The sequence below is a fragment of the Pseudomonas sp. NFPP25 genome (genome assembly GCF_900116505.1).
GTDB classification, from domain to species: Bacteria; Pseudomonadota; Gammaproteobacteria; order Pseudomonadales; family Pseudomonadaceae; genus Aquipseudomonas; species Aquipseudomonas protegens.
Genome location: NZ_FPBG01000004.1, coordinates 475,854 through 493,622 on the forward strand (window position 1 = coordinate 475,854; position 17,769 = coordinate 493,622).

17 protein-coding genes are annotated in these 17,769 nt (G+C 63.2%); 13 read left to right on the forward strand and 4 right to left on the reverse strand.

Translation table 11 applies throughout. The annotated features are described in order from the left end of the window. Window positions 1-36: 36 nt before the first annotated feature. Complete coding sequence (gene serA, locus BM382_RS18465) at window positions 37-1,266, reverse strand: phosphoglycerate dehydrogenase (protein WP_011064084.1); 1,230 nt, start codon at window positions 1,264-1,266, stop codon at window positions 37-39. A 204-nt stretch (window positions 1,267-1,470) separates the two neighbouring features. On the opposite strand from serA, the gene BM382_RS18470 reads away from it, so the two are divergent. The 4 genes from BM382_RS18470 to BM382_RS18485 all read left to right on the forward strand — a co-directional run bounded on the left by BM382_RS18470 (window position 1,471) and on the right by BM382_RS18485 (window position 5,673). Further along, a complete protein-coding gene (locus BM382_RS18470; protein WP_019093428.1) occupies window positions 1,471-2,865 on the forward strand; it encodes an FAD-binding oxidoreductase in 1,395 nt (464 codons plus the stop codon). Window positions 2,866-2,908: 43 nt separating this feature from the next. Continuing rightward, on the forward strand, window positions 2,909-3,574 hold the full coding sequence (locus BM382_RS18475) for a fumarylacetoacetate hydrolase family protein (protein ID WP_011064082.1): 666 nt from the start codon (window positions 2,909-2,911) through the stop codon (window positions 3,572-3,574). A 165-nt stretch (window positions 3,575-3,739) separates the two neighbouring features. After that, window positions 3,740-4,666 (forward strand): SdiA-regulated domain-containing protein, encoded by a 927-nt coding sequence (locus BM382_RS18480; protein WP_026020004.1) that lies wholly within the window; start codon window positions 3,740-3,742, stop codon window positions 4,664-4,666. Between the two features lie 101 nt (window positions 4,667-4,767). Then, window positions 4,768-5,673 carry an SdiA-regulated domain-containing protein gene (locus tag BM382_RS18485; RefSeq protein WP_072443526.1) on the forward strand — a complete coding sequence of 302 codons (906 nt, stop codon included), beginning with the start codon at window positions 4,768-4,770 and terminating at the stop codon, window positions 5,671-5,673. A 73-nt stretch (window positions 5,674-5,746) separates the two neighbouring features. Here the strand turns inward: BM382_RS18485 and rpiA are convergent, their stop codons facing one another. Continuing rightward, window positions 5,747-6,418: a ribose-5-phosphate isomerase RpiA gene (rpiA, locus tag BM382_RS18490; RefSeq protein ID WP_016963479.1), complete on the reverse strand. Its 672-nt coding sequence runs from the start codon at window positions 6,416-6,418 to the stop codon at window positions 5,747-5,749. Between the two features lie 202 nt (window positions 6,419-6,620). Here rpiA and ilvA point away from each other — a divergent pair, with 202 nt between their 5' ends. The 4 genes from ilvA to BM382_RS18510 are packed head-to-tail and all read left to right on the forward strand — an operon-like array spanning window position 6,621 to window position 10,340. Then, on the forward strand, window positions 6,621-8,135 hold the full coding sequence (ilvA, locus tag BM382_RS18495) for a threonine ammonia-lyase, biosynthetic (protein ID WP_072443528.1): 1,515 nt from the start codon (window positions 6,621-6,623) through the stop codon (window positions 8,133-8,135). Window positions 8,136-8,175: 40 nt separating this feature from the next. Then, window positions 8,176-8,604 carry a DUF2269 family protein gene (locus tag BM382_RS18500; protein ID WP_011064077.1) on the forward strand — a complete coding sequence of 143 codons (429 nt, stop codon included), beginning with the start codon at window positions 8,176-8,178 and terminating at the stop codon, window positions 8,602-8,604. Between the two features lie 15 nt (window positions 8,605-8,619). Beyond that, on the forward strand, window positions 8,620-9,876 hold the full coding sequence (locus BM382_RS18505) for an SDR family oxidoreductase (RefSeq protein ID WP_072443530.1): 1,257 nt from the start codon (window positions 8,620-8,622) through the stop codon (window positions 9,874-9,876). Next, window positions 9,873-10,340 carry a DUF2269 family protein gene (locus BM382_RS18510; RefSeq protein WP_011064075.1) on the forward strand — a complete coding sequence of 156 codons (468 nt, stop codon included), beginning with the start codon at window positions 9,873-9,875 and terminating at the stop codon, window positions 10,338-10,340. Before BM382_RS18505 ends, BM382_RS18510 begins: the two co-directional genes overlap by 4 nt. 51 nt (window positions 10,341-10,391) lie before the next feature. Here the strand turns inward: BM382_RS18510 and BM382_RS18515 are convergent, their stop codons facing one another. Next, window positions 10,392-11,048: a histidinol-phosphatase gene (locus BM382_RS18515; RefSeq protein WP_019093432.1), complete on the reverse strand. Its 657-nt coding sequence runs from the start codon at window positions 11,046-11,048 to the stop codon at window positions 10,392-10,394. A 144-nt stretch (window positions 11,049-11,192) separates the two neighbouring features. Between BM382_RS18515 and BM382_RS18520 the strand changes: the two genes are divergently transcribed. Together BM382_RS18520 and ptsP are read left to right on the forward strand one after the other, a co-directional pair. Continuing rightward, window positions 11,193-11,672 (forward strand): RNA pyrophosphohydrolase, encoded by a 480-nt coding sequence (locus tag BM382_RS18520; protein ID WP_011064073.1) that lies wholly within the window; start codon window positions 11,193-11,195, stop codon window positions 11,670-11,672. A gap of 22 nt (window positions 11,673-11,694) precedes the next feature. Next, entirely contained in the window at window positions 11,695-13,974 is a 2,280-nt protein-coding gene (gene ptsP / locus BM382_RS18525; protein ID WP_011064072.1) for a phosphoenolpyruvate--protein phosphotransferase, read from the forward strand. 73 nt (window positions 13,975-14,047) lie between these two features. Here the strand turns inward: ptsP and BM382_RS18530 are convergent, their stop codons facing one another. After that, window positions 14,048-14,794: an NRDE family protein gene (locus tag BM382_RS18530; RefSeq protein ID WP_072443532.1), complete on the reverse strand. Its 747-nt coding sequence runs from the start codon at window positions 14,792-14,794 to the stop codon at window positions 14,048-14,050. A 123-nt stretch (window positions 14,795-14,917) separates the two neighbouring features. On the opposite strand from BM382_RS18530, the gene BM382_RS18535 reads away from it, so the two are divergent. From BM382_RS18535 to BM382_RS18545, 3 genes are all read left to right on the forward strand, one after another. Then, window positions 14,918-15,700 (forward strand): sulfite exporter TauE/SafE family protein, encoded by a 783-nt coding sequence (locus BM382_RS18535; protein WP_026020005.1) that lies wholly within the window; start codon window positions 14,918-14,920, stop codon window positions 15,698-15,700. Window positions 15,701-15,781: 81 nt separating this feature from the next. Beyond that, the gene (gene lgt, locus BM382_RS18540; RefSeq protein ID WP_011064069.1) at window positions 15,782-16,591 is read left to right on the forward strand and encodes a prolipoprotein diacylglyceryl transferase; all 810 of its coding nucleotides are present in this window, start codon (window positions 15,782-15,784) and stop codon (window positions 16,589-16,591) included. Window positions 16,592-16,637: 46 nt separating this feature from the next. Then, a complete protein-coding gene (locus BM382_RS18545; protein ID WP_015637397.1) occupies window positions 16,638-17,609 on the forward strand; it encodes a thymidylate synthase in 972 nt (323 codons plus the stop codon). Window positions 17,610-17,769 lie beyond the last annotated feature (160 nt).

Consider the following 17,769-nt stretch of genomic DNA (forward strand, 5'->3'; position numbering starts at 1 on the left):
CCCAGAGGGCTCCCTTTTTTGTGCCGCGGTCGAGGCTTAGAACAGCACGCGGCAACGGATGGTGCCGTTGATGTGCTGCAGCTTCTCTTGCGCCAGGTCCGAGTACTCGGCGTCGACGTCGATCACCACGTAGCCGACCTTCTCGTTGGTCTGCAGGAACTGGCCGGAGATGTTGATGCCGTTTTCGGCGAAGACCTTGTTGATCTCGCTCATCACGCCCGGAATGTTCTCGTGGATGTGCAGCAGACGGTGCTTGCCCGGGTGGGCCGGCAGCGCCACTTCAGGGAAGTTGACCGAGGACACCGAGGTACCGTTGTCGCTGTACTTGACCAGTTTTTCTGCCACTTCCAGGCCGATGTTGGCCTGGGCTTCAGCGGTGGAACCGCCGATGTGCGGGGTCAGGATCACGTTGTCCAGGCCGCGCAGCGGGCTTTCGAACTCTTCGTCGTTGGAGCGCGGCTCCACCGGGAATACGTCGATGGCCGCGCCGATCAGGTGCTTGTCCTTGATCGCGTCCGCCAGGGCGTCCAGCTCGACCACGGTGCCGCGGGCGGCGTTGATCAGGATGCCGCCCTTCTTGATGGCGCGGATTTCCTTCTCGCCGATCATCCACTGGGTGGCCGCGGTTTCCGGCACGTGCAGGGTGACGATGTCGGACATGCCCAGCAGTTCGTGCAGGTTGCCCACCTGGGTGGCGTTGCCCAGTGGCAGCTTGGTCACGGTGTCGTAGAAAAACACCTGCATCCCTAAGCCTTCGGCCAGGACCGACAACTGCGTACCAATGGAGCCGTAGCCGACGATACCCAGCTTCTTGCCACGGATTTCGAAGGAGTTGGCCGCGCTCTTGATCCAGCCGCCACGGTGGCAGGAAGCGTTTTTCTCGGGGATGCCGCGCAGCAGCAGGATGGCCTCGGCCAGCACCAGCTCGGCAACCGAACGGGTGTTGGAGTACGGCGCGTTGAACACCGCGATGCCGCGCTCACGAGCGGCGGACAGGTCAACCTGGTTGGTGCCGATGCAGAAGCAGCCCACTGCGACCAGTTTCTTCGCGTGGTCGAAGATCTCTTCGGTCAGTTGAGTGCGGGAGCGAATGCCGATGAAGTGTGCATCGGCGATCTTTTCCTTGAGCTGGGCTTCCGGCAGAGAACCGGTGAGGTACTCGATGCTGGTGTAGCCGGCGGCCTTGAGGACGTCGACAGCGGATTGGTGGACGCCTTCGAGGAGAAGGAACTTGATCTTGCTCTTATCGAGAGAAGTCTTGCTCATCTGCGTAAACCTGTGTCCCGGAGAAAAATGGCAGGGAAGTGGACAGCTTGAGCTGACCTGGGCGGCACTGGGCCGACACCGCAGAAAGGCCCTTGGGCACTCTCCTGCGGGGGCGGTATGCTAGCATACGCGCCCCGCTAAACACTCATTCCTGCGACGTGAAGCGTTCTCAGGATGACCATGAATTGTTCGAGAGTTCTGTCGATGACCAATCCTGCCCTGATTGATGAGCTGAAGACCCTGGTTGAGCCTGGCAAGGTGCTGACCGACGCTGACTCCCTGAATGCTTATGGCAAGGATTGGACCAAGCATTTCGCCCCGGCCCCGACAGCCATTGTGTTTCCGAAAACCATCGAGCAGGTCCAGGCCATTGTGCGCTGGGCCAATCAGCACAAGGTTGCGCTGGTGCCTTCGGGCGGTCGCACCGGGCTTTCGGCGGCAGCGGTGGCAGCCAACGGCGAGGTGGTGGTGTCCTTCGACTATATGAACCAGATCCTCGACCTGAACCTGACCGACCGCACCGCGGTGTGCCAGCCGGGCGTGGTCACCGAGCAGTTGCAGAACCTGGCGCAGGAAAACGGCCTGTACTACCCGGTGGATTTCGCTTCTGCAGGTTCCAGCCAGATTGGCGGCAATATCGGTACCAATGCCGGCGGAATCAAGGTGATTCGCTACGGCATGACCCGCAATTGGGTGGCTGGCATGAAGGTGGTCACCGGCAAGGGCGACCTGCTGGAGCTGAACAAGGACCTGATCAAGAACGCCACCGGCTATGACTTGCGCCAGCTGTTCATCGGCGCCGAGGGCACCCTGGGCTTCGTGGTCGAGGCCACCATGCGCCTGGACCGGGCCCCGAAGAACCTCACGGCGATGGTCCTGGGCACCCCTGATTTCGACTCGATCATGCCCGTGTTGCACGCCTTCCAGGGCAAGCTGGATCTGACGGCCTTCGAGTTCTTCTCCGACAAGGCCCTGGCCAAGGTCCTGGCCCGTGGCGACGTACCGGCACCGTTCGAGTCCGACTGCCCGTTCTATGCGCTGCTGGAGTTCGAAGCCACCACCGAGGAAGTGGCCAACCACGCCCTGGAAACCTTCGAGCACTGTGTCGAGCAGGGCTGGGTGCTGGACGGCGTGATGAGCCAGAGCGAAACCCAGTTGCACAACCTGTGGAAGCTGCGCGAATACATTTCCGAGACCATTTCCCACTGGACGCCATACAAGAACGACATTTCGGTCACTGTGTCGAAAGTCCCGGCCTTCCTTCAGGAAATCGACGCCATCGTCGGCAAGCACTACCCGGACTTCGAAATCGTCTGGTTCGGCCACATCGGCGACGGCAACCTGCACCTGAACATCCTCAAGCCGGACAACCTGAGCAAGGACGAGTTCTTTGCCAAGTGCGCGACGGTCAACAAGTGGGTGTTCGAGACGGTCGAGAAGTACAACGGCTCGATTTCCGCGGAACACGGCGTGGGCATGACCAAGCGTGATTACCTGACCTACAGCCGCTCGCCGGTGGAGATCGAGTACATGAAGGCGGTCAAGGCCGCGTTCGACCCGAACGGCATCATGAACCCGGGCAAGATCTTCGCGATCTGAGGTCGGGTAGTGTCCAGATAACGCACACAAGCAGGAGTCGGTAATGAGCTATCAGCACCAGTATGTCGACGGTACCCGGATCCATTTTCCGGTGGGCAAGGTGGTGTGCATCGGTCGCAACTACGCCGAGCACGCCAAGGAGCTGGACAACCCGGTACCTACCGAACCCCTGTTGTTTATCAAGCCGGGCAGTTGTGTGGTGCCCCTGGAAGGTGGGTTCGCGATTCCCACCGAGCGTGGTTCGGTGCACTACGAAGCGGAAATCGCGGTGTTGATCGGCAAGCCGCTCTCCACCAAACCCAGCCGCGAAGAAGTGCTGGATGCCATTTCCGGCTTTGCCCCGGCACTGGACCTGACCCTGCGGGACAAGCAGGCCGAACTCAAAGCCAAGGGCCTGCCCTGGGAAATCGCCAAGTCGTTCGACGGCGCGGCGGTGATCGCGCCCTTTGTGGTGGGCAGTACCTTCGCCGACCTGACCGACATCGGCATCCGCCTGACCATCAACGGTGAAGTACGCCAGGACGGCAACAGCGCCATCATGCTCAACCCCATAGTGCCGATGATCCAGTACATGGCCGGTTGTTTCTCCCTGCAGGCCGGCGATGTGATCCTCACGGGCACGCCGGTCGGGGTTGGGCCGCTGAATGTCGGCGATGAGCTGGTGCTGGAGCTTCCCGGTGCCAGCCGTTTCACCAGCAGCGTCCGTTGATCCCAATCTTTCTGCGCTGGGCCCGGTAATCCTGGGCCCGGCGCAGAGAGATCAGCGGCTTTAACCGTTTTTTCACATTTTATCCCGGATAATTCCGAAGCTTATGGTTCGCGGATCTGAAATCCCTGTGCTACTACCTTTGGCCGCGTTTCTGGAATCTGTGTGATGGACGCCCACCCTCTACCTAAACCTCGTCTCATCCGCCGCTTGCGATTGCGCATGCGCTGGTATTCCTGGCTGCTGTTGGCGGGCGTGATCTGCTATGGCGTAGCCAGCCTCATGCATTGGGATGATCGTGGGGCTCTCTGGGTTCAGGAAGGTTTTGTCAGTACCGCCGAACGCAGCTCCAGTATCTGGCTGCCCAGCTACCGGGCAGTGATCGACGCCAAGGTCCTGCCAGGCATGGAGCGGGACGAAGCCTCCGATCTTTCCTATAACCCCCAGACCAAGACCTTGTTTTCGGTAATGGGCAAAAACCCATTCCTGGTGGAGCTGTCGCTGCAAGGCGACGTCCTGCGCAAGATGCCTCTGGTGGGCTGGAGCAACCCGGAAGGGGTTGCGGTCCTGGAGAATGGCCTGCTGGCGATTGTCGATGAGCGCGAGCATTCGCTGGTGATCGTCAAGGTCGATGCCAATACCCGATCACTGAATGTCGCGGACTTCCCCAAATACGACCTGGGCCCTTCGGCAGACCAGAACAAGGCGTTCGAAGCCATTGCCTGGAACCCGCGCAAGCAACAGTTGCTGTTGGGGGAGGAGCGCCCGCCGGCGTTGTTTACCTGGAGCAGCGACGGTAGCCAGGTACTCAAGGGCAACAAGCAGAAGCTGGCCAGCGACGAACTCGACTTGCGCAACCTTTCGGCCCTGGGCATCGACCCGCGCACCGGCCATACCCTGGTGCTATCGGCTGATTCCCATCTGCTGCTGGAGCTGGACGAGCAGGGCGAACAGGTCAGCTTCATGGCCCTGCTCGGTGGCTTCAATGGCCTGGAAAAAACCATTCCCCGGGCCGAAGGGGTGGCCATGGATGAGGCCGGCAACCTCTACATGGTCAGCGAGCCCAACCTGTTCTATCGCTTCGAAAAGCAGTGAGCCCTAGCCTGGCACTCGAGCTGGGCCATTCAGGGCATTAAGCTTTAATTCAGGCGGCTGTGATATTTCATCAGCCTGTCCTGATTTCGAGCCTGCCCGCCATGTATCGCCTCACCCGCCTGCAACCCCTTTACCTGATCCTCTGCCTGATGGCCGTGCTGCTGGCGGTGTTTGTCCATAACCACAGGTTGTGGCAGCGCGCCTGGTTCGACTGGCAATCCTACTGGCAGGTGGCGGCCCCCCAATCCCTGGGGCTGGGCGATTACCGGGTCGTGCTGGAGGCGCAGCCCATCGAGGGCCTGGATGAGGTCTCGGCGCTGACCTACGATCCGCTGCGCAATAGCCTGTTCACCGTGACTAACAAGAATTCCGAACTGATCGAGCTATCCCTGGACGGGCAGATCCTGCGCCGCATCGCTCTGGTGGGCTTTGGCGATCCGGAAGCGGTGGAGTTCATCAGTGCCAATACCTATGTGATCAGCGACGAGCGCCAGCACCGGCTGATCAAGATCCAGCTGGACGATGAAACCACGGCGGTGGATGCGGCAGAAGCCGAGCAGATCACCCTGGGCGTGCACCTTGCCGGCAACAAAGGCTTCGAGGGGCTGGCCTACGACTCCCAGGGCAAGCGCCTGTTCGTCGCCAAGGAGCGCGACCCGATGCTGATCTATGAAGTGCAGGGCTTCCCCCATCAAGATCCGGGGCAGTCCTACGGGATGCATGTGGTGAACAACCCCAAGCGCGATGCCGGTCTGTTCGTGCGTGATCTCTCCAGCCTGCAATACGACGAGCGCAGTGGCCACCTGCTGGCACTGTCGGACGAGTCGCGGCTGGTGGTGGAGCTGGATGTCGAGGGTCGCCCGCTGAGTACCCTGGCCCTGGGCAAGTGGCGCCAGGGCCTGAGCAAGGCGGTGCCTCAGGCGGAAGGGATGGCCATGGATGACGCCGGCACCCTGTACCTGGTGAGCGAACCGAACCTGTTCTACGTCTTCAAGAAACCGATGTAGGAGCCGGCTTGCCAGCGAAGAGGCCTTCAAAACCGCCTTCGCCCGCCCGCCGGCTCCTATCCGCGGGGCAGGCTCAGGCCTTGAGGGTCTTCACCCCTTCGGCGGTACCCAGCAGCAGCACATCAGCGGGGCGTGCAGCGAACAGGCCATTGGTGACCACGCCGACAATGGCATTGATCTGGCTTTCCAGTTCCACCGGATTGGTGATCTGCATGTTGTGCACATCGAGGATGATGTTGCCGTTGTCGGTGATCACGCCTTCGCGGTACACCGGGTCGCCGCCCAGTTTCACCAGTTCACGGGCCACGTGGCTGCGGGCCATGGGGATCACTTCCACGGGCAGCGGGAAGTTGCCCAGCACCGGCACCAGCTTGCTGGCGTCGGCGATGCAGATGAACGTCTTGGCCACGGCGGCGACGATCTTTTCCCGAGTCAGGGCGGCGCCGCCGCCCTTGATCAGGTTCAGGTGCTCGTCGCTTTCGTCGGCGCCGTCGATGTAGAACTCCAGGTCGCTCACGGTGTTGAGCTCGTAGACCGGAATCCCGTGGCCCTTGAGGCGCGCGGCGGTGGCTTCGGAGCTGGCCACGGCGCCGTCGAAGGCGCCCTTGTGCAGGGCCAGGGCGTCGATGAAGCAGTTGGCGGTGGAGCCGGTGCCGACCCCGACGATGCTCTTGTCATCGAGTTTCGGGAGGATAAGGTCGACGGCGGCCTGGGCAACGGCCTGTTTGAGTTGATCCTGGGTCATGCGGGCTCCGAAGCGGGCAAGGGGGGCACAAAGGCCGGCATTATAGGCGCCGCGGCAGATCAGGTCATTGCCCGTTTGGCTAATCGGCCGGGCTTCAGAGAAGGCGAGGGGGCGGCTAAAACCTCTGTATTCGTGTGGTCGCCCGGGCAAACGCTGGGTTAGACTCCCTGGCCCTGCCCAACCCGCTCAGTGATGCTTTCCGATGCTCGAACAGTACGTCAAGAAGATCCTCACCTCGCGCGTTTATGACGTTGCCGTAGAAACCCCATTGCAGACTGCCCGCCAGCTTTCCGAGCGGCTGGGCAATCAGATCTGGCTCAAGCGTGAAGACTTGCAGCCGGTGTTCTCGTTCAAGATCCGTGGCGCCTACAACAAGCTGACCCAGCTCAGCGATGCCGAGCGCGCCCGCGGCGTGGTCACTGCGTCGGCGGGTAACCACGCCCAGGGCCTGGCCCTGGCGGCCAAGGTGCTGGGGGTCAAGGCTACTATCGTGATGCCCAAGACCACCCCCGAGATCAAGGTCGAGGGCGTGCGCTCCCGTGGCGGCAAGGTGGTGCTGCACGGCGATACCTTCCCTGAAGCGCTGGCCTACTCCCTGAAGCTGGTGGACGAGAAGGGCTACGTCTACATCCATCCCTACGATGATCCGCACACCATTGCCGGGCAGGGCACGGTGGCCATGGAGATTCTGCGCCAGCACCCCGGCCCGCTGGATGCGATCTTCGTTCCGGTCGGCGGCGGCGGCCTGATCGCCGGCATCGCGGCCTATGTGAAATACCTGCGCCCGGAGATCAAGGTCATCGGCGTCGAGCCGGACGACTCCAACTGCCTGCAGGCGGCCATGGCTGCCGGTGAGCGCGTGGTGCTGCCGACCGTGGGGATCTTCGCCGACGGCGTGGCGGTGGCGCAGATTGGCCAGCACACCTTCGACATCTGCAAGGATTATGTGGATGAAGTGATTACCGTCAGTACCGACGAGATCTGTGCGGCAATCAAGGATATCTACGACGATACCCGCTCGATCACCGAACCTGCCGGCGCCCTGGGCGTTGCCGGGATCAAGAAGTACGTCGAGCAGCGCGGTATCAGCGGGCAGACCCTGGTGGCCATCGACTCCGGAGCCAACGTCAACTTCGACCGCCTGCGCCACGTGGCCGAGCGCGCCGAACTGGGCGAAGGCCGCGAAGCCATCATCGCCGTGACCATCCCCGAGAAGCCCGGCAGCTTCAAGGCCTTCTGCGAGGCGGTGGGCAAGCGCCAGATCACCGAATTCAACTACCGCTACAACACCGGCAGCGAGGCGCACATCTTCGTTGGCGTGCAGACCCACCCGGAAAACGATCCGCGCAGCGCCCTGATCGCCAGCCTGACCGAGCAGGGCTTTCCAGTGATCGACCTGACCGATAACGAACTGGCCAAGCTGCACATCCGCTACATGGTCGGCGGCCATGCCGAGAAGGTCAGCGACGAAGTGGTGCTGCGTTTCGAATTTCCGGAGCGTCCGGGGGCGCTGTTCAACTTCCTCAACAAGCTGGGCGGGCGCTGGAATATCTCGATGTTCCACTACCGCAACCATGGTGCGGCGGATGGCCGGGTAGTCGCCGGCCTGCAAGTGCCGGCCGATGAACGTCACCTGGTGCCCGCGGCGCTGGAGCAGATCGGCTATCCGTACTGGGATGAAAGCGACAACCTGGCCTACCAGCTGTTCCTCGGCTGAACGACTACGCTGAGGATCGGAGCCTTAAGGAAGCGAAAACATGGAAACACTGACCACGCTGAAGACGCTTCATGTACTGGCCACCGTGCTGCTATTGGGCAGTGCGCTGGGGCTGGCGATCTGGGTCTGGCGCCTGCGCCGCCAGGGGGATGCCACGGTTTATAGCCGGGTGCTGCACCGTCCGGGCCTGTTCGGCTGGCTGTTGCTGGCGCTGGGCATGCTGACATTGCCGTTCAGCGGTTGGTGGCTGGTGCATCTGGTGGGTTGGCCGCTAGGGCAGACCTGGGTCCTGGGTTCCAGTGTGCTCTACACCCTGGGGGCCCTGGCCTGGCTGTGGCTGATGGTGCGCCTCAACCGCCTGCGGGTGGCCAAGGTTGCCAGCGGCCTGGCGTTCACCCTGGTGCTGGCGGTGTTCAGCGCCGCATGTTTCGTGACCATTGCCGGTCTTATGGGCGCCAAGCCGGTCTAACTCTCAAGGATTGCCATGAAGGTCGTTCTGGTGGGGGCCACAGGGTTTGTCGGCCGTCATCTGCTGGCGGCATTGCACGCTGCCGGCCATCAGTTGATTGCCACCAGCCGTCGCCCGCAGCCCCAGGGGTTGCCCGGGGTGGAGTGGCGCCAGCTGGATCTCGATTGCCTGGGCCGCGAGCCCCAGCCCTTTGCCCTGCCTGCCGACACCGACCTGCTGATCAACGCCGCGGGGCTGTTGAGCACTGATGCGCGGGCGTTGAGCCTGACCCAGGACCTGGGTACCCGCGCGCTGTTCGATCTGGCGGCGGCCCGGGGCGTGCGGGTACTGCAGATTTCCGCATTGGGGGCCGGGATCCTGCCCCAGGTGCCGTTCCTTGCCAGCAAGGCGGCGGCGGATGATTACCTGCTGCAGTTGGGGGTACCGGCGGTGGTGCTGCGGCCCTCGCTGGTGCTCGGCGCTGGCGGTGCCAGCAGCGGCTGGCTGACGAGGCTGTCGCCCTGGCCGCTGATTCCTTTGCTGTCCGCCAAGGCGCAGATGCAGCCCTTGCATATAGAGGACTTGAGTGCCGCGGTGCTGGCGCTGCTCAGGCAGTGGCCGCAGGAATCCATGGTTCTGCCCCTGGTCGGCCCGGAACGCATGACCATGGCGCAACTGCTCGATCACCTGCGGTCGGCCCAGGGCTGGGGCCCGGCGCGCTACTTCAAGCTGCCAGCGGTCTTGCTGCGGCTGGTGGCTGCTGCTGGCGATCGCCTGGGCTGGCGAGCCTTGAACCGGCAGAGCCTGGCCATGGCCCGCCACGACAACCTGGCGGATCCGCAGGTGCTGGCCTCGGTCTGCGGGTATCACGCGGCGCCGCTGGCGGCCCGCTTGCAGGACTGGCCGCAGGCGGCGCAAAGCACCCAACTGGCCCTGCGCCCGCTGTTGCTGGCAGTGATGGTGCTGATCTGGCTGGGTACCGCGCTGGTGTGCATTGGCCCGGGTTACGACTGGGGCCTGCGGATCATGGCCGAGGCTGGCGTGCAGGGCATCTGGGCGGCCCTGGCGGTGATCGGCGGTTCACTCTGTGATGCGCTGCTGGGTGTCGGCCTGCTGCTGCGGCGCTGGCGCCGGCGGGCCTTGCAGGCGCAGTTGGGGCTGATGCTCGGCTACACCCTGATCATCAGCCTGATCCTGCCGCACTTCTGGTTTGACCCTTATGCCGCCGTCGCCAAGAACCTGGTGCTGATGGTGGCGACCCTATGGCTGCTGTGGACCGAACCCCGCCAATGAGCGCTTACCTGCTGTTGAAAACCCTGCATATCCTGTCCTCCACCGTGCTGTTCGGCCTCGGCGCGGGGTCGGCCTATTACGCCCTGCGGGCCTGGCGCAGTGGCCGGGTGGAAGTGATTGCCGTGACCTTCAAGCACCTGGTGTTCGCCGACTGGGCCTTTACCGCCACCACGGCGGTATTTCAGCCGTTGAGCGGGCTGGGGCTGGTGCACCTGGCAGGCTGGTCGCTGCAGCAGGCGTGGCTGATGTGGAGCCTGGGCCTGTATGTGGTGGCGGGGCTGTGCTGGCTGCCGGTGGTCTGGTTGCAGATCCGAGTGCACAAGATGGCCGAGCAGGCCCTGCAGGACGGGACGCCGATGCCGCTGCGGGCAACCCTTTATATGCGCTGGTGGTTCGCCCTGGGCTGGCCGGCGTTCCTGGCCTTCATGGCGATTTTCTATCTGATGGTGGCCAAGCCGGCGTAGGTTTTTTTCGCTGGCAAGCCAGCGCCTACAGCCGGCTCGCCGGCGAGCTGTCTAGTCGCGCAGGCTGATGACCTGCCAGCCACGTTTCTCGGCCTCGGCCCGCAGGTTCGGGTCCGGGTCAACGGCCACGGCGGTGGTCACTTGCTCCAGCAGGGGCAGGTCGTTCATCGAATCGCTGTAGAAGTAGCTGTCTTCCAGGCTGTGGCCGGTCTCTTCCAGCCAGCGGTTGAGGCGGGTGACCTTGCCTTCACGGAAACACGGCACATCGGTACTGCGCCCGGTGTAGCGGCCATCCTGCATTTCGCATTCGGTGGCGATCAGGGTTTCCACGCCCAGGCGTTCGGCGATCGGCGCGGTCACGAAACGGTTGGTCGCGGTGATGATCACCAGCTTGTCGCCGGCAGCGCGATGCTTGTCCAGCAGGGCCTGGGCCTTGGGCAGGAGGATCGGCTCGATGCAGTCGCGCATGAAGTCGCGGTGCCACTCTTCGAGCACGGCCATGTCGGTGCGGCCGAGGATTTCCAGGCAGAAGTTCAGGTAGGCGGCATTGTCGAGCTTGCCGGCCAGGTAATCCTGATAGAACTCGTCGTTGCGGGTCTTGTAGGCGACGGCGTCGAGGAAGCCCCGCTCGCACAGATAGTCGCCCCAGGCGTGGTCGCTGTCGCCGCCCAAAAGCGTGTTGTCCAAGTCGAATAAAGCCAGGCGCATTGCAGTTACTCGCTGAAAAGTCGCGGAAAAAGGTGCCCAGAATACGGTCTTTTCACAAGAGTGCACATAAGGTAAGCAGCCTCGTTGCTGCATTCCCAAGCTTTGTGGAACAATGCGGCGACATGCGTTTGCGAGGTTGTAGCCGTGATCGACCCCGATGGTTTCCGCCCCAATGTCGGGATCATTCTGACCAATGATGCCGGACAGGTGCTATGGGCTCGCCGTATCAATCAAGATGCCTGGCAGTTTCCTCAAGGGGGAATCAACCCCGATGAGACGCCGGAAGACGCCTTGTATCGCGAGCTGAACGAAGAAGTGGGGCTGGAGCGCGAAGATGTGCAAATTCTCGCCTGCACCCGGGGCTGGTTGCGCTATCGTTTGCCGCAGCGTCTGGTCCGGACCCACAGCCAACCGCTGTGCATCGGCCAGAAGCAGAAATGGTTTCTCCTGCGCCTGATCTCCAACGAGCAGCGGGTGCGGATGGATTTGACCGGTAAACCGGAATTCGATGGCTGGCGCTGGGTCAGTTATTGGTATCCGTTGGGCCAGGTGGTGACATTCAAGCGCGAAGTGTATCGCCGCGCTCTCAAAGAGCTTGCCCCGCGCCTGCTAGTGCGCGACTGACGACGGAGTTCGACCCCGAGCCATGCTCAATACGCTGCGCAAGATCGTCCAGGAAGTTAACTCCGCCAAGGATCTCAAGGCGGCGTTGGGGATTATTGTATTGCGCGTCAAAGAGGCCATGGGCAGCCAGGTCTGCTCGGTCTATCTGCTGGACCCGGAAACCAACCGTTTCGTCCTGATGGCCACCGAGGGCTTGAACAAGCGATCCATCGGCAAGGTCAGCATGGCGCCCAACGAAGGCCTGGTAGGCCTGGTGGGCACTCGCGAAGAACCCCTCAACCTGGAAAACGCCGCCGACCACCCGCGCTATCGCTACTTCGCCGAAACCGGTGAGGAGCGTTACGCCTCGTTCCTCGGTGCGCCGATCATTCACCACCGCCGGGTGGTGGGCGTGCTGGTTATCCAGCAAAAGGAGCGGCGCCAGTTCGACGAAGGCGAAGAAGCCTTCCTGGTGACCATGAGCGCCCAACTGGCCGGGGTTATCGCCCATGCCGAGGCCACCGGTTCGATCCGTGGCCTGGGTCGCCAGGGCAAGGGCATTCAGGAAGCCAAGTTCGTTGGCGTACCGGGCTCGCCCGGCGCGGCGGTGGGCAGCGCGGTGGTGATGCTGCCGCCGGCCGACCTGGATGTGGTGCCGGACAAGCACGTCACCGACATCGACGCCGAACTGGCCCTGTTCAAGAGCGCCCTGGAAGGGGTGCGGGCCGATATGCGCGCGCTGTCGGAAAAGCTCGCCACTCAATTGCGCCCTGAAGAGCGCGCGCTGTTCGACGTCTACCTGATGATGCTCGACGACGCCTCCCTGGGCAGTGAAGTGAAGGCCGTGATCAAGACCGGGCAATGGGCCCAGGGCGCGTTGCGCCAGGTGGTCACCGATCACGTCAACCGTTTCGAACTGATGGACGATGCCTACCTGCGCGAGCGGGCCTCGGACGTCAAGGACCTGGGCCGCCGGCTCCTGGCCTACCTGCAGGAAGAGCGCCAGCAGACCCTGGTCTATCCCGACAACACCATCCTGGTCAGTGAGGAACTGACCCCGGCCATGCTCGGCGAGGTGCCGGAAGGCAAGCTGGTGGGCCTGGTCTCGGTGCTGGGTTCGGGCAACTCCCACGTGGCGATCCTGGCCCGGGCCATGGGCATCCCGACGGTGATGGGCCTGGTGGACCTGCCGTACTCCAAGGTCGACGGCATCCAGATGATCGTCGACGGCTACCACGGCGAGGTCTACACCAACCCCAGCGACGTGCTGCGCAAGCAGTTCGCCGATGTGGTGGAAGAAGAACGGCAACTGGCCCAGGGCCTGGATGCCCTGCGCGACCTGCCCTGCATCACCCCCGATGGCCATCGCATGCCGCTGTGGGTCAACACCGGCCTGCTGGCCGATGTAGCCCGGGCGCAGAAGCGCGGGGCCGAAGGCGTGGGCCTGTATCGCACCGAAGTGCCGTTCATGATCAACCAGCGCTTCCCCAGCGAGAAGGAACAGCTGGCGATCTATCGCGAACAGCTGGCGGCCTTCCACCCGCAACCGGTGACCATGCGCAGCCTGGACATCGGCGGCGACAAGTCGCTGTCGTACTTCCCGATCAAGGAAGACAACCCCTTCCTTGGCTGGCGCGGGATCCGCGTGACCCTCGACCACCCGGAGATCTTCCTGGTACAGGCCCGGGCGATGCTCAAGGCCAGCGAAGGCCTGAACAATTTGCGCATCCTGCTGCCGATGATTTCCGGCATCCACGAGCTGGAAGAAGCCTTGCACCTGATCCACCGGGCCTGGGGCGAAGTGCGCGATGAAGGCACTGACGTACCGATGCCGCCAGTGGGGGTGATGATCGAAATCCCCGCCGCGGTGTACCAGACCAAGGAACTGGCGCGCCAGGTGGATTTCCTCTCGGTGGGCTCCAACGACCTGACCCAGTACCTGCTGGCGGTGGACCGCAACAACCCACGGGTGGCCGATCTCTACGACTACCTGCACCCGGCGGTGCTGCAAGCGCTGCAGAACGTGGTGCGTGATGCCCATGCCGAAGGCAAGCCAGTGAGCATCTGCGGCGAGATGGCCGGTGATCCGGCGGCGGCAGTGCTGCTGATGGCGATGGGCTTCGACAGCCTGTCGATGAACGCCACCAACCTGCCGAAGGTGAAGTGGATGCTGCGTCAGGTCAGCATGACCAAGGCCAAGGAACTGCTGGCGGAAATGATGACCATCGACAACCCGCAAGTTATCCACAGTTCGCTGCAACTGGCGCTGAAGAAACTCGGGCTGGCGCGGATGATCAATCCGGCTTCGAGCAAGACCCTGTAACCGGGTTGTTTTCTTCGCCGGCAAGCCGGCTCCTACAGAAGCGTTCGTGGGAGCCGGCGTGCCGGGGAACGCTTCAGACCTTCAGTTCGACCTCTCCCAGATGCCCGCCATAGGGGCCGAAGCTACGCTCCAGCAGATGCCGCGAGCCATCGGCGTGGACGATCAGTGCCGTGCTGGCTCGTGTGCCGTAGCTGGGGCTGGCGATGAACACGCTGGACAGCAGGCTTTCGGTGGCCAAGCCCACGCCGGTGTCCGGCAGGTCGGCGAAGGGCGCTGTCTGCGGGTCGCTCAACAGCGCCAGCAGTGCCTGGGGCTGTGGATCATGCAACACCTCCTGCAACGCCGCCCTGGCCTTGAGCAGCTTGGGCCAGGGCGTATCCAGCCCGGCATTGGAAAGGCCGTAGACCCCAGGCTCCAGCCGTTGCGGCTGCGGGTCCCGAGCGTTGTAGTGCCACAGCTGCTCGGCATTGCCCAGCAGCAGGTTGAACCCGGCGTACTCCACCGAGCGCCCGACTACATCGCGCAAATAATCATCCAGGGGCATGTCGCCGGCGAGAAAGCGCGCCACCAGTTCACCCCGCGAGCGCCGCGCCGGAGGCTGGTGCGGGTTGCGGATATTGGTCAGGGCGGCAAAGCGGCCCTCGGCGCCGACCCCGAGCCAGGTGCCGCCGGCTTCCAGGTCGCGACCGGCGTGGATCTGCGGCAGTTCCGGCCACTGCCCCAGGGGCAGGCTCGGCCGCGCGTAGAATTCATCACGGTTGGCCGCGACGATCAGTGGCTGAGCATGACCCGGCCGCCAGGCGAAAACGATCAAGCACATTAAGGTGGCCCCCTGTGTGTTTTTGCCCACTTTACGCACAGATCCGGCGGGTATCCATCGCCATCCAGTGGAGTCCGGGGCGGCGCTTCCGTTACCATGCCGATCTATTTTTCGGATGCTCCCATGGAATTTCTGCTCTATCTGCTGCTGGGCGCCTGTGCGGGCGTGCTGGCCGGGCTGTTCGGCGTGGGCGGCGGGATCATCATAGTCCCGGTGCTGGTGTTCAGCTTCACCCTGCAAGGCTTCGATGTCTCGGTGCTGACCCACCTGGCGGTCGGCACCTCCCTGGCCAGCATCATCTTTACCTCGGTCAATGCGGTGCGCGAGCACCATCGGCGTGGCGCTGTGCGCTGGCCGATCTTCGCCTGGATGACCGTGGGTATCCTCCTGGGCGCCGGTTTCGGCGCACTGACCGCCGAGGCGATCTCCGGCCCGCACCTGCAGAAAATCATCGGTGTGTTTGCCCTCGTGGTGGCCCTGCAGATGACCCTGGAGCTCAAGCCCAAGGCCAGCCGCCAAGTGCCCGGCAAGCTGGGCCTGACGGCCGCCGGCGGTGTGATCGGCTGGGCCTCGGCGATCTTCGGCATTGGCGGTGGCTCCCTCACCGTGCCTTTTCTCACCTGGCGCAGCGTGCCCATGCAGCAGGCGGTGGCCACCTCATCGGCCTGCGGTTTGCCCATTGCCCTGGCCAGTGCCTTAAGTTTCATGATTCTGGGCTGGCATGATCCGCTGCTCCCGGCCCATAGTCTCGGTTTCGTTTATTTGCCGGCCCTGTTGGGCATTGCCCTGACCAGCATGGTGTTTGCCCGCATCGGCGCGCGCCTGGCCCACAAACTGTCGCCACGCCTGTTGAAACGCATGTTCGCCGCGCTACTGTTCTGCGTGGGGCTCAGCTTCCTGTTCTGAGTGGTGACGCAATCCTGGCTTAATCCTGGGCTGGCAGTTTGCCCCGGGAATCTGAAGTTCTAACCCTTACGAGGAGTCGCAATGCTGCCTTACCCGCAGATTGATCCGGTGGCCCTGGCCATCGGCCCGCTGAAAATCCACTGGTACGGCCTGATGTACCTGATCGGCATTGGCGGTGCCTGGTTGCTGGCGTCGCGCCGCCTGAACCGTTTCGATCCGACCTGGAGCAAGGAGAAGCTCTCGGACATGGTGTTCTGGATGTCCATGGGGGTGATAGTCGGTGGTCGCCTGGGTTATGTGCTGTTCTACGACCTGAGCGCCTATTTGGCCAACCCGACGCTGATCTTCGAAGTGTGGAAGGGCGGCATGTCGTTCCACGGTGGTTTCATCGGTGTGATGCTGGCGGCCTGGTGGTTCGGCAAGCGCAACAACAAGACCTTCTTCGAGCTGATGGATTTCGTCGCGCCGATGGTGCCGATCGGCCTGGGCGCCGGGCGCATCGGCAACTTCATCAACGCTGAATTGTGGGGCAAGCCCACCGATCTGCCCTGGGCCATGGTGTTCCCGCCGTTCAGCGATCCGGCGCAATTGCCGCGCCATCCCTCGCAGCTGTATCAGTTCGCCCTGGAAGGCGTGGCGCTGTTCCTGATCCTCTGGCTGTTCTCGCGCAAACCCCGGCCGACCATGGCGGTTTCCGGTATGTTCGCCCTGTTCTACGGGATCTTCCGTTTCATCGTCGAGTTCGTCCGGGTGCCGGACGCCCAGCTGGGCTACCTGGCCTGGAACTGGCTGACCATGGGTCAGGTCCTGTGCGTGCCGATGATTCTCGGTGGCCTGGGGTTGATCTGGCTGGCTTATCATCGCGCTCCGGCCAAGAGCGCGGCGCAATAAATTCGAACCCCGGGGCGTGCCCCGGGTTCAAGGATGCAGGTAATTCATGAAGCAATATCTTGATCTGGTGGCCCACGTCATCAACAACGGCACCAAGCAGGCCAACCGCACCGGTGTGAACACCATCAGCTTCCCCGGGGCCATGCTGCGCTACGACCTCAAGGAAGGTTTCCCGGCCATCACCACCCGCAAGATGGCCTTCAAGTCGGCCATCGGCGAGATGGTCGGCTTCCTGCGCGGGGTGAACAACGCCGCCGAGTTTCGTGCGCTGGGCTGCAAGGTCTGGGACCAGAACGCCAACGAAAACGCCCAGTGGCTGGCCAACCCGTTCCGCCAGGGCGACGACGACCTGGGCGAGATCTACGGCGTGCAGTGGCGCAAGTGGCCGGCCTACAAACAGATCAAGACCAGCAACCAGGCGGCCATCGACCTGGCGCTGAGCCAGGGCTACCGGCAGATCGCCGCGGGCGAGGAAGACGGCCAGGGCTACGTGGTGCTGTACAAGGCCATCGACCAGGTGCGCCAGTGCGTCGACACCATCATCAACGACCCGGGCAGCCGGCGGATCCTGTTCCACGGCTGGAACTGCGCCCAGCTGGATGAAATGGCCTTGCCGCCGTGCCACCTGCTTTACCAGTTCCACCCCAATGTCGAGACCCGGGAAATCTCCCTGACCCTCTACATCCGCTCCAACGACCTGGGCCTGGGCACGCCGTTCAACCTCACCGAGGGTGCTGCGCTGCTGAGCCTGATCGGCCGCCTGACCGGCTACACGCCGCGCTGGTTCACCTATTTCATCGGTGATGCCCACGTCTATGAAAACCATCTGGACATGCTCAACGAACAGCTCAAGCGCGAGCCGTTCCCGATGCCCAAGCTGGTGATTTCCGAGCGTGTGCCGGAGTTCGCCAAGACCGGCGTCTACCAGCCGGAGTGGCTGGAGCTGATCGAACCGAGCGACTTCTCCCTGGAAGGCTATGAGCACCACGCGCCCATGACGGCGCCGATGGCGGTCTGAGCATCCAGCTACTGCAGCAAGGGCCGCGCGGCCCTTGTCGATTGATCCTGTTGCCCTTATCGACCTGTGCCCGGAGCCGTTCCGGGCATGGCTGTGCCCGGCGGCCAGCTACGCTCTGAGTAGCGGCCCTGCCAGGTGCGGGGTGTGGTCCTTGTGACAT

Excerpts from the sequence above, each read along its gene's own strand:
- BM382_RS18545 (WP_015637397.1), top strand. The coding sequence starts at position 16,638 with ATGAAGCAATATCTTGATCTGGTGGCCCACGTCATCAACAACGGCACC.
- BM382_RS18515 (WP_019093432.1), bottom strand. The coding sequence starts at position 11,048 with ATGCGCCTGGCTTTATTCGACTTGGACAACACGCTTTTGGGCGGCGAC.
- BM382_RS18505 (WP_072443530.1), top strand. The coding sequence starts at position 8,620 with ATGAAGGTCGTTCTGGTGGGGGCCACAGGGTTTGTCGGCCGTCATCTG.
- rpiA (WP_016963479.1), bottom strand. The coding sequence starts at position 6,418 with ATGACCCAGGATCAACTCAAACAGGCCGTTGCCCAGGCCGCCGTCGAC.
- ilvA (WP_072443528.1), top strand. The coding sequence starts at position 6,621 with ATGCTCGAACAGTACGTCAAGAAGATCCTCACCTCGCGCGTTTATGAC.
- BM382_RS18485 (WP_072443526.1), top strand. The coding sequence starts at position 4,768 with ATGTATCGCCTCACCCGCCTGCAACCCCTTTACCTGATCCTCTGCCTG.
- BM382_RS18480 (WP_026020004.1), top strand. The coding sequence starts at position 3,740 with ATGGACGCCCACCCTCTACCTAAACCTCGTCTCATCCGCCGCTTGCGA.
- BM382_RS18510 (WP_011064075.1), top strand. The coding sequence starts at position 9,873 with ATGAGCGCTTACCTGCTGTTGAAAACCCTGCATATCCTGTCCTCCACC.
- ptsP (WP_011064072.1), top strand. The coding sequence starts at position 11,695 with ATGCTCAATACGCTGCGCAAGATCGTCCAGGAAGTTAACTCCGCCAAG.
- serA (WP_011064084.1), bottom strand. The coding sequence starts at position 1,266 with ATGAGCAAGACTTCTCTCGATAAGAGCAAGATCAAGTTCCTTCTCCTC.
- BM382_RS18500 (WP_011064077.1), top strand. The coding sequence starts at position 8,176 with ATGGAAACACTGACCACGCTGAAGACGCTTCATGTACTGGCCACCGTG.
- lgt (WP_011064069.1), top strand. The coding sequence starts at position 15,782 with ATGCTGCCTTACCCGCAGATTGATCCGGTGGCCCTGGCCATCGGCCCG.
- BM382_RS18535 (WP_026020005.1), top strand. The coding sequence starts at position 14,918 with ATGGAATTTCTGCTCTATCTGCTGCTGGGCGCCTGTGCGGGCGTGCTG.
- BM382_RS18470 (WP_019093428.1), top strand. The coding sequence starts at position 1,471 with ATGACCAATCCTGCCCTGATTGATGAGCTGAAGACCCTGGTTGAGCCT.
- BM382_RS18475 (WP_011064082.1), top strand. The coding sequence starts at position 2,909 with ATGAGCTATCAGCACCAGTATGTCGACGGTACCCGGATCCATTTTCCG.
- BM382_RS18530 (WP_072443532.1), bottom strand. The coding sequence starts at position 14,794 with ATGTGCTTGATCGTTTTCGCCTGGCGGCCGGGTCATGCTCAGCCACTG.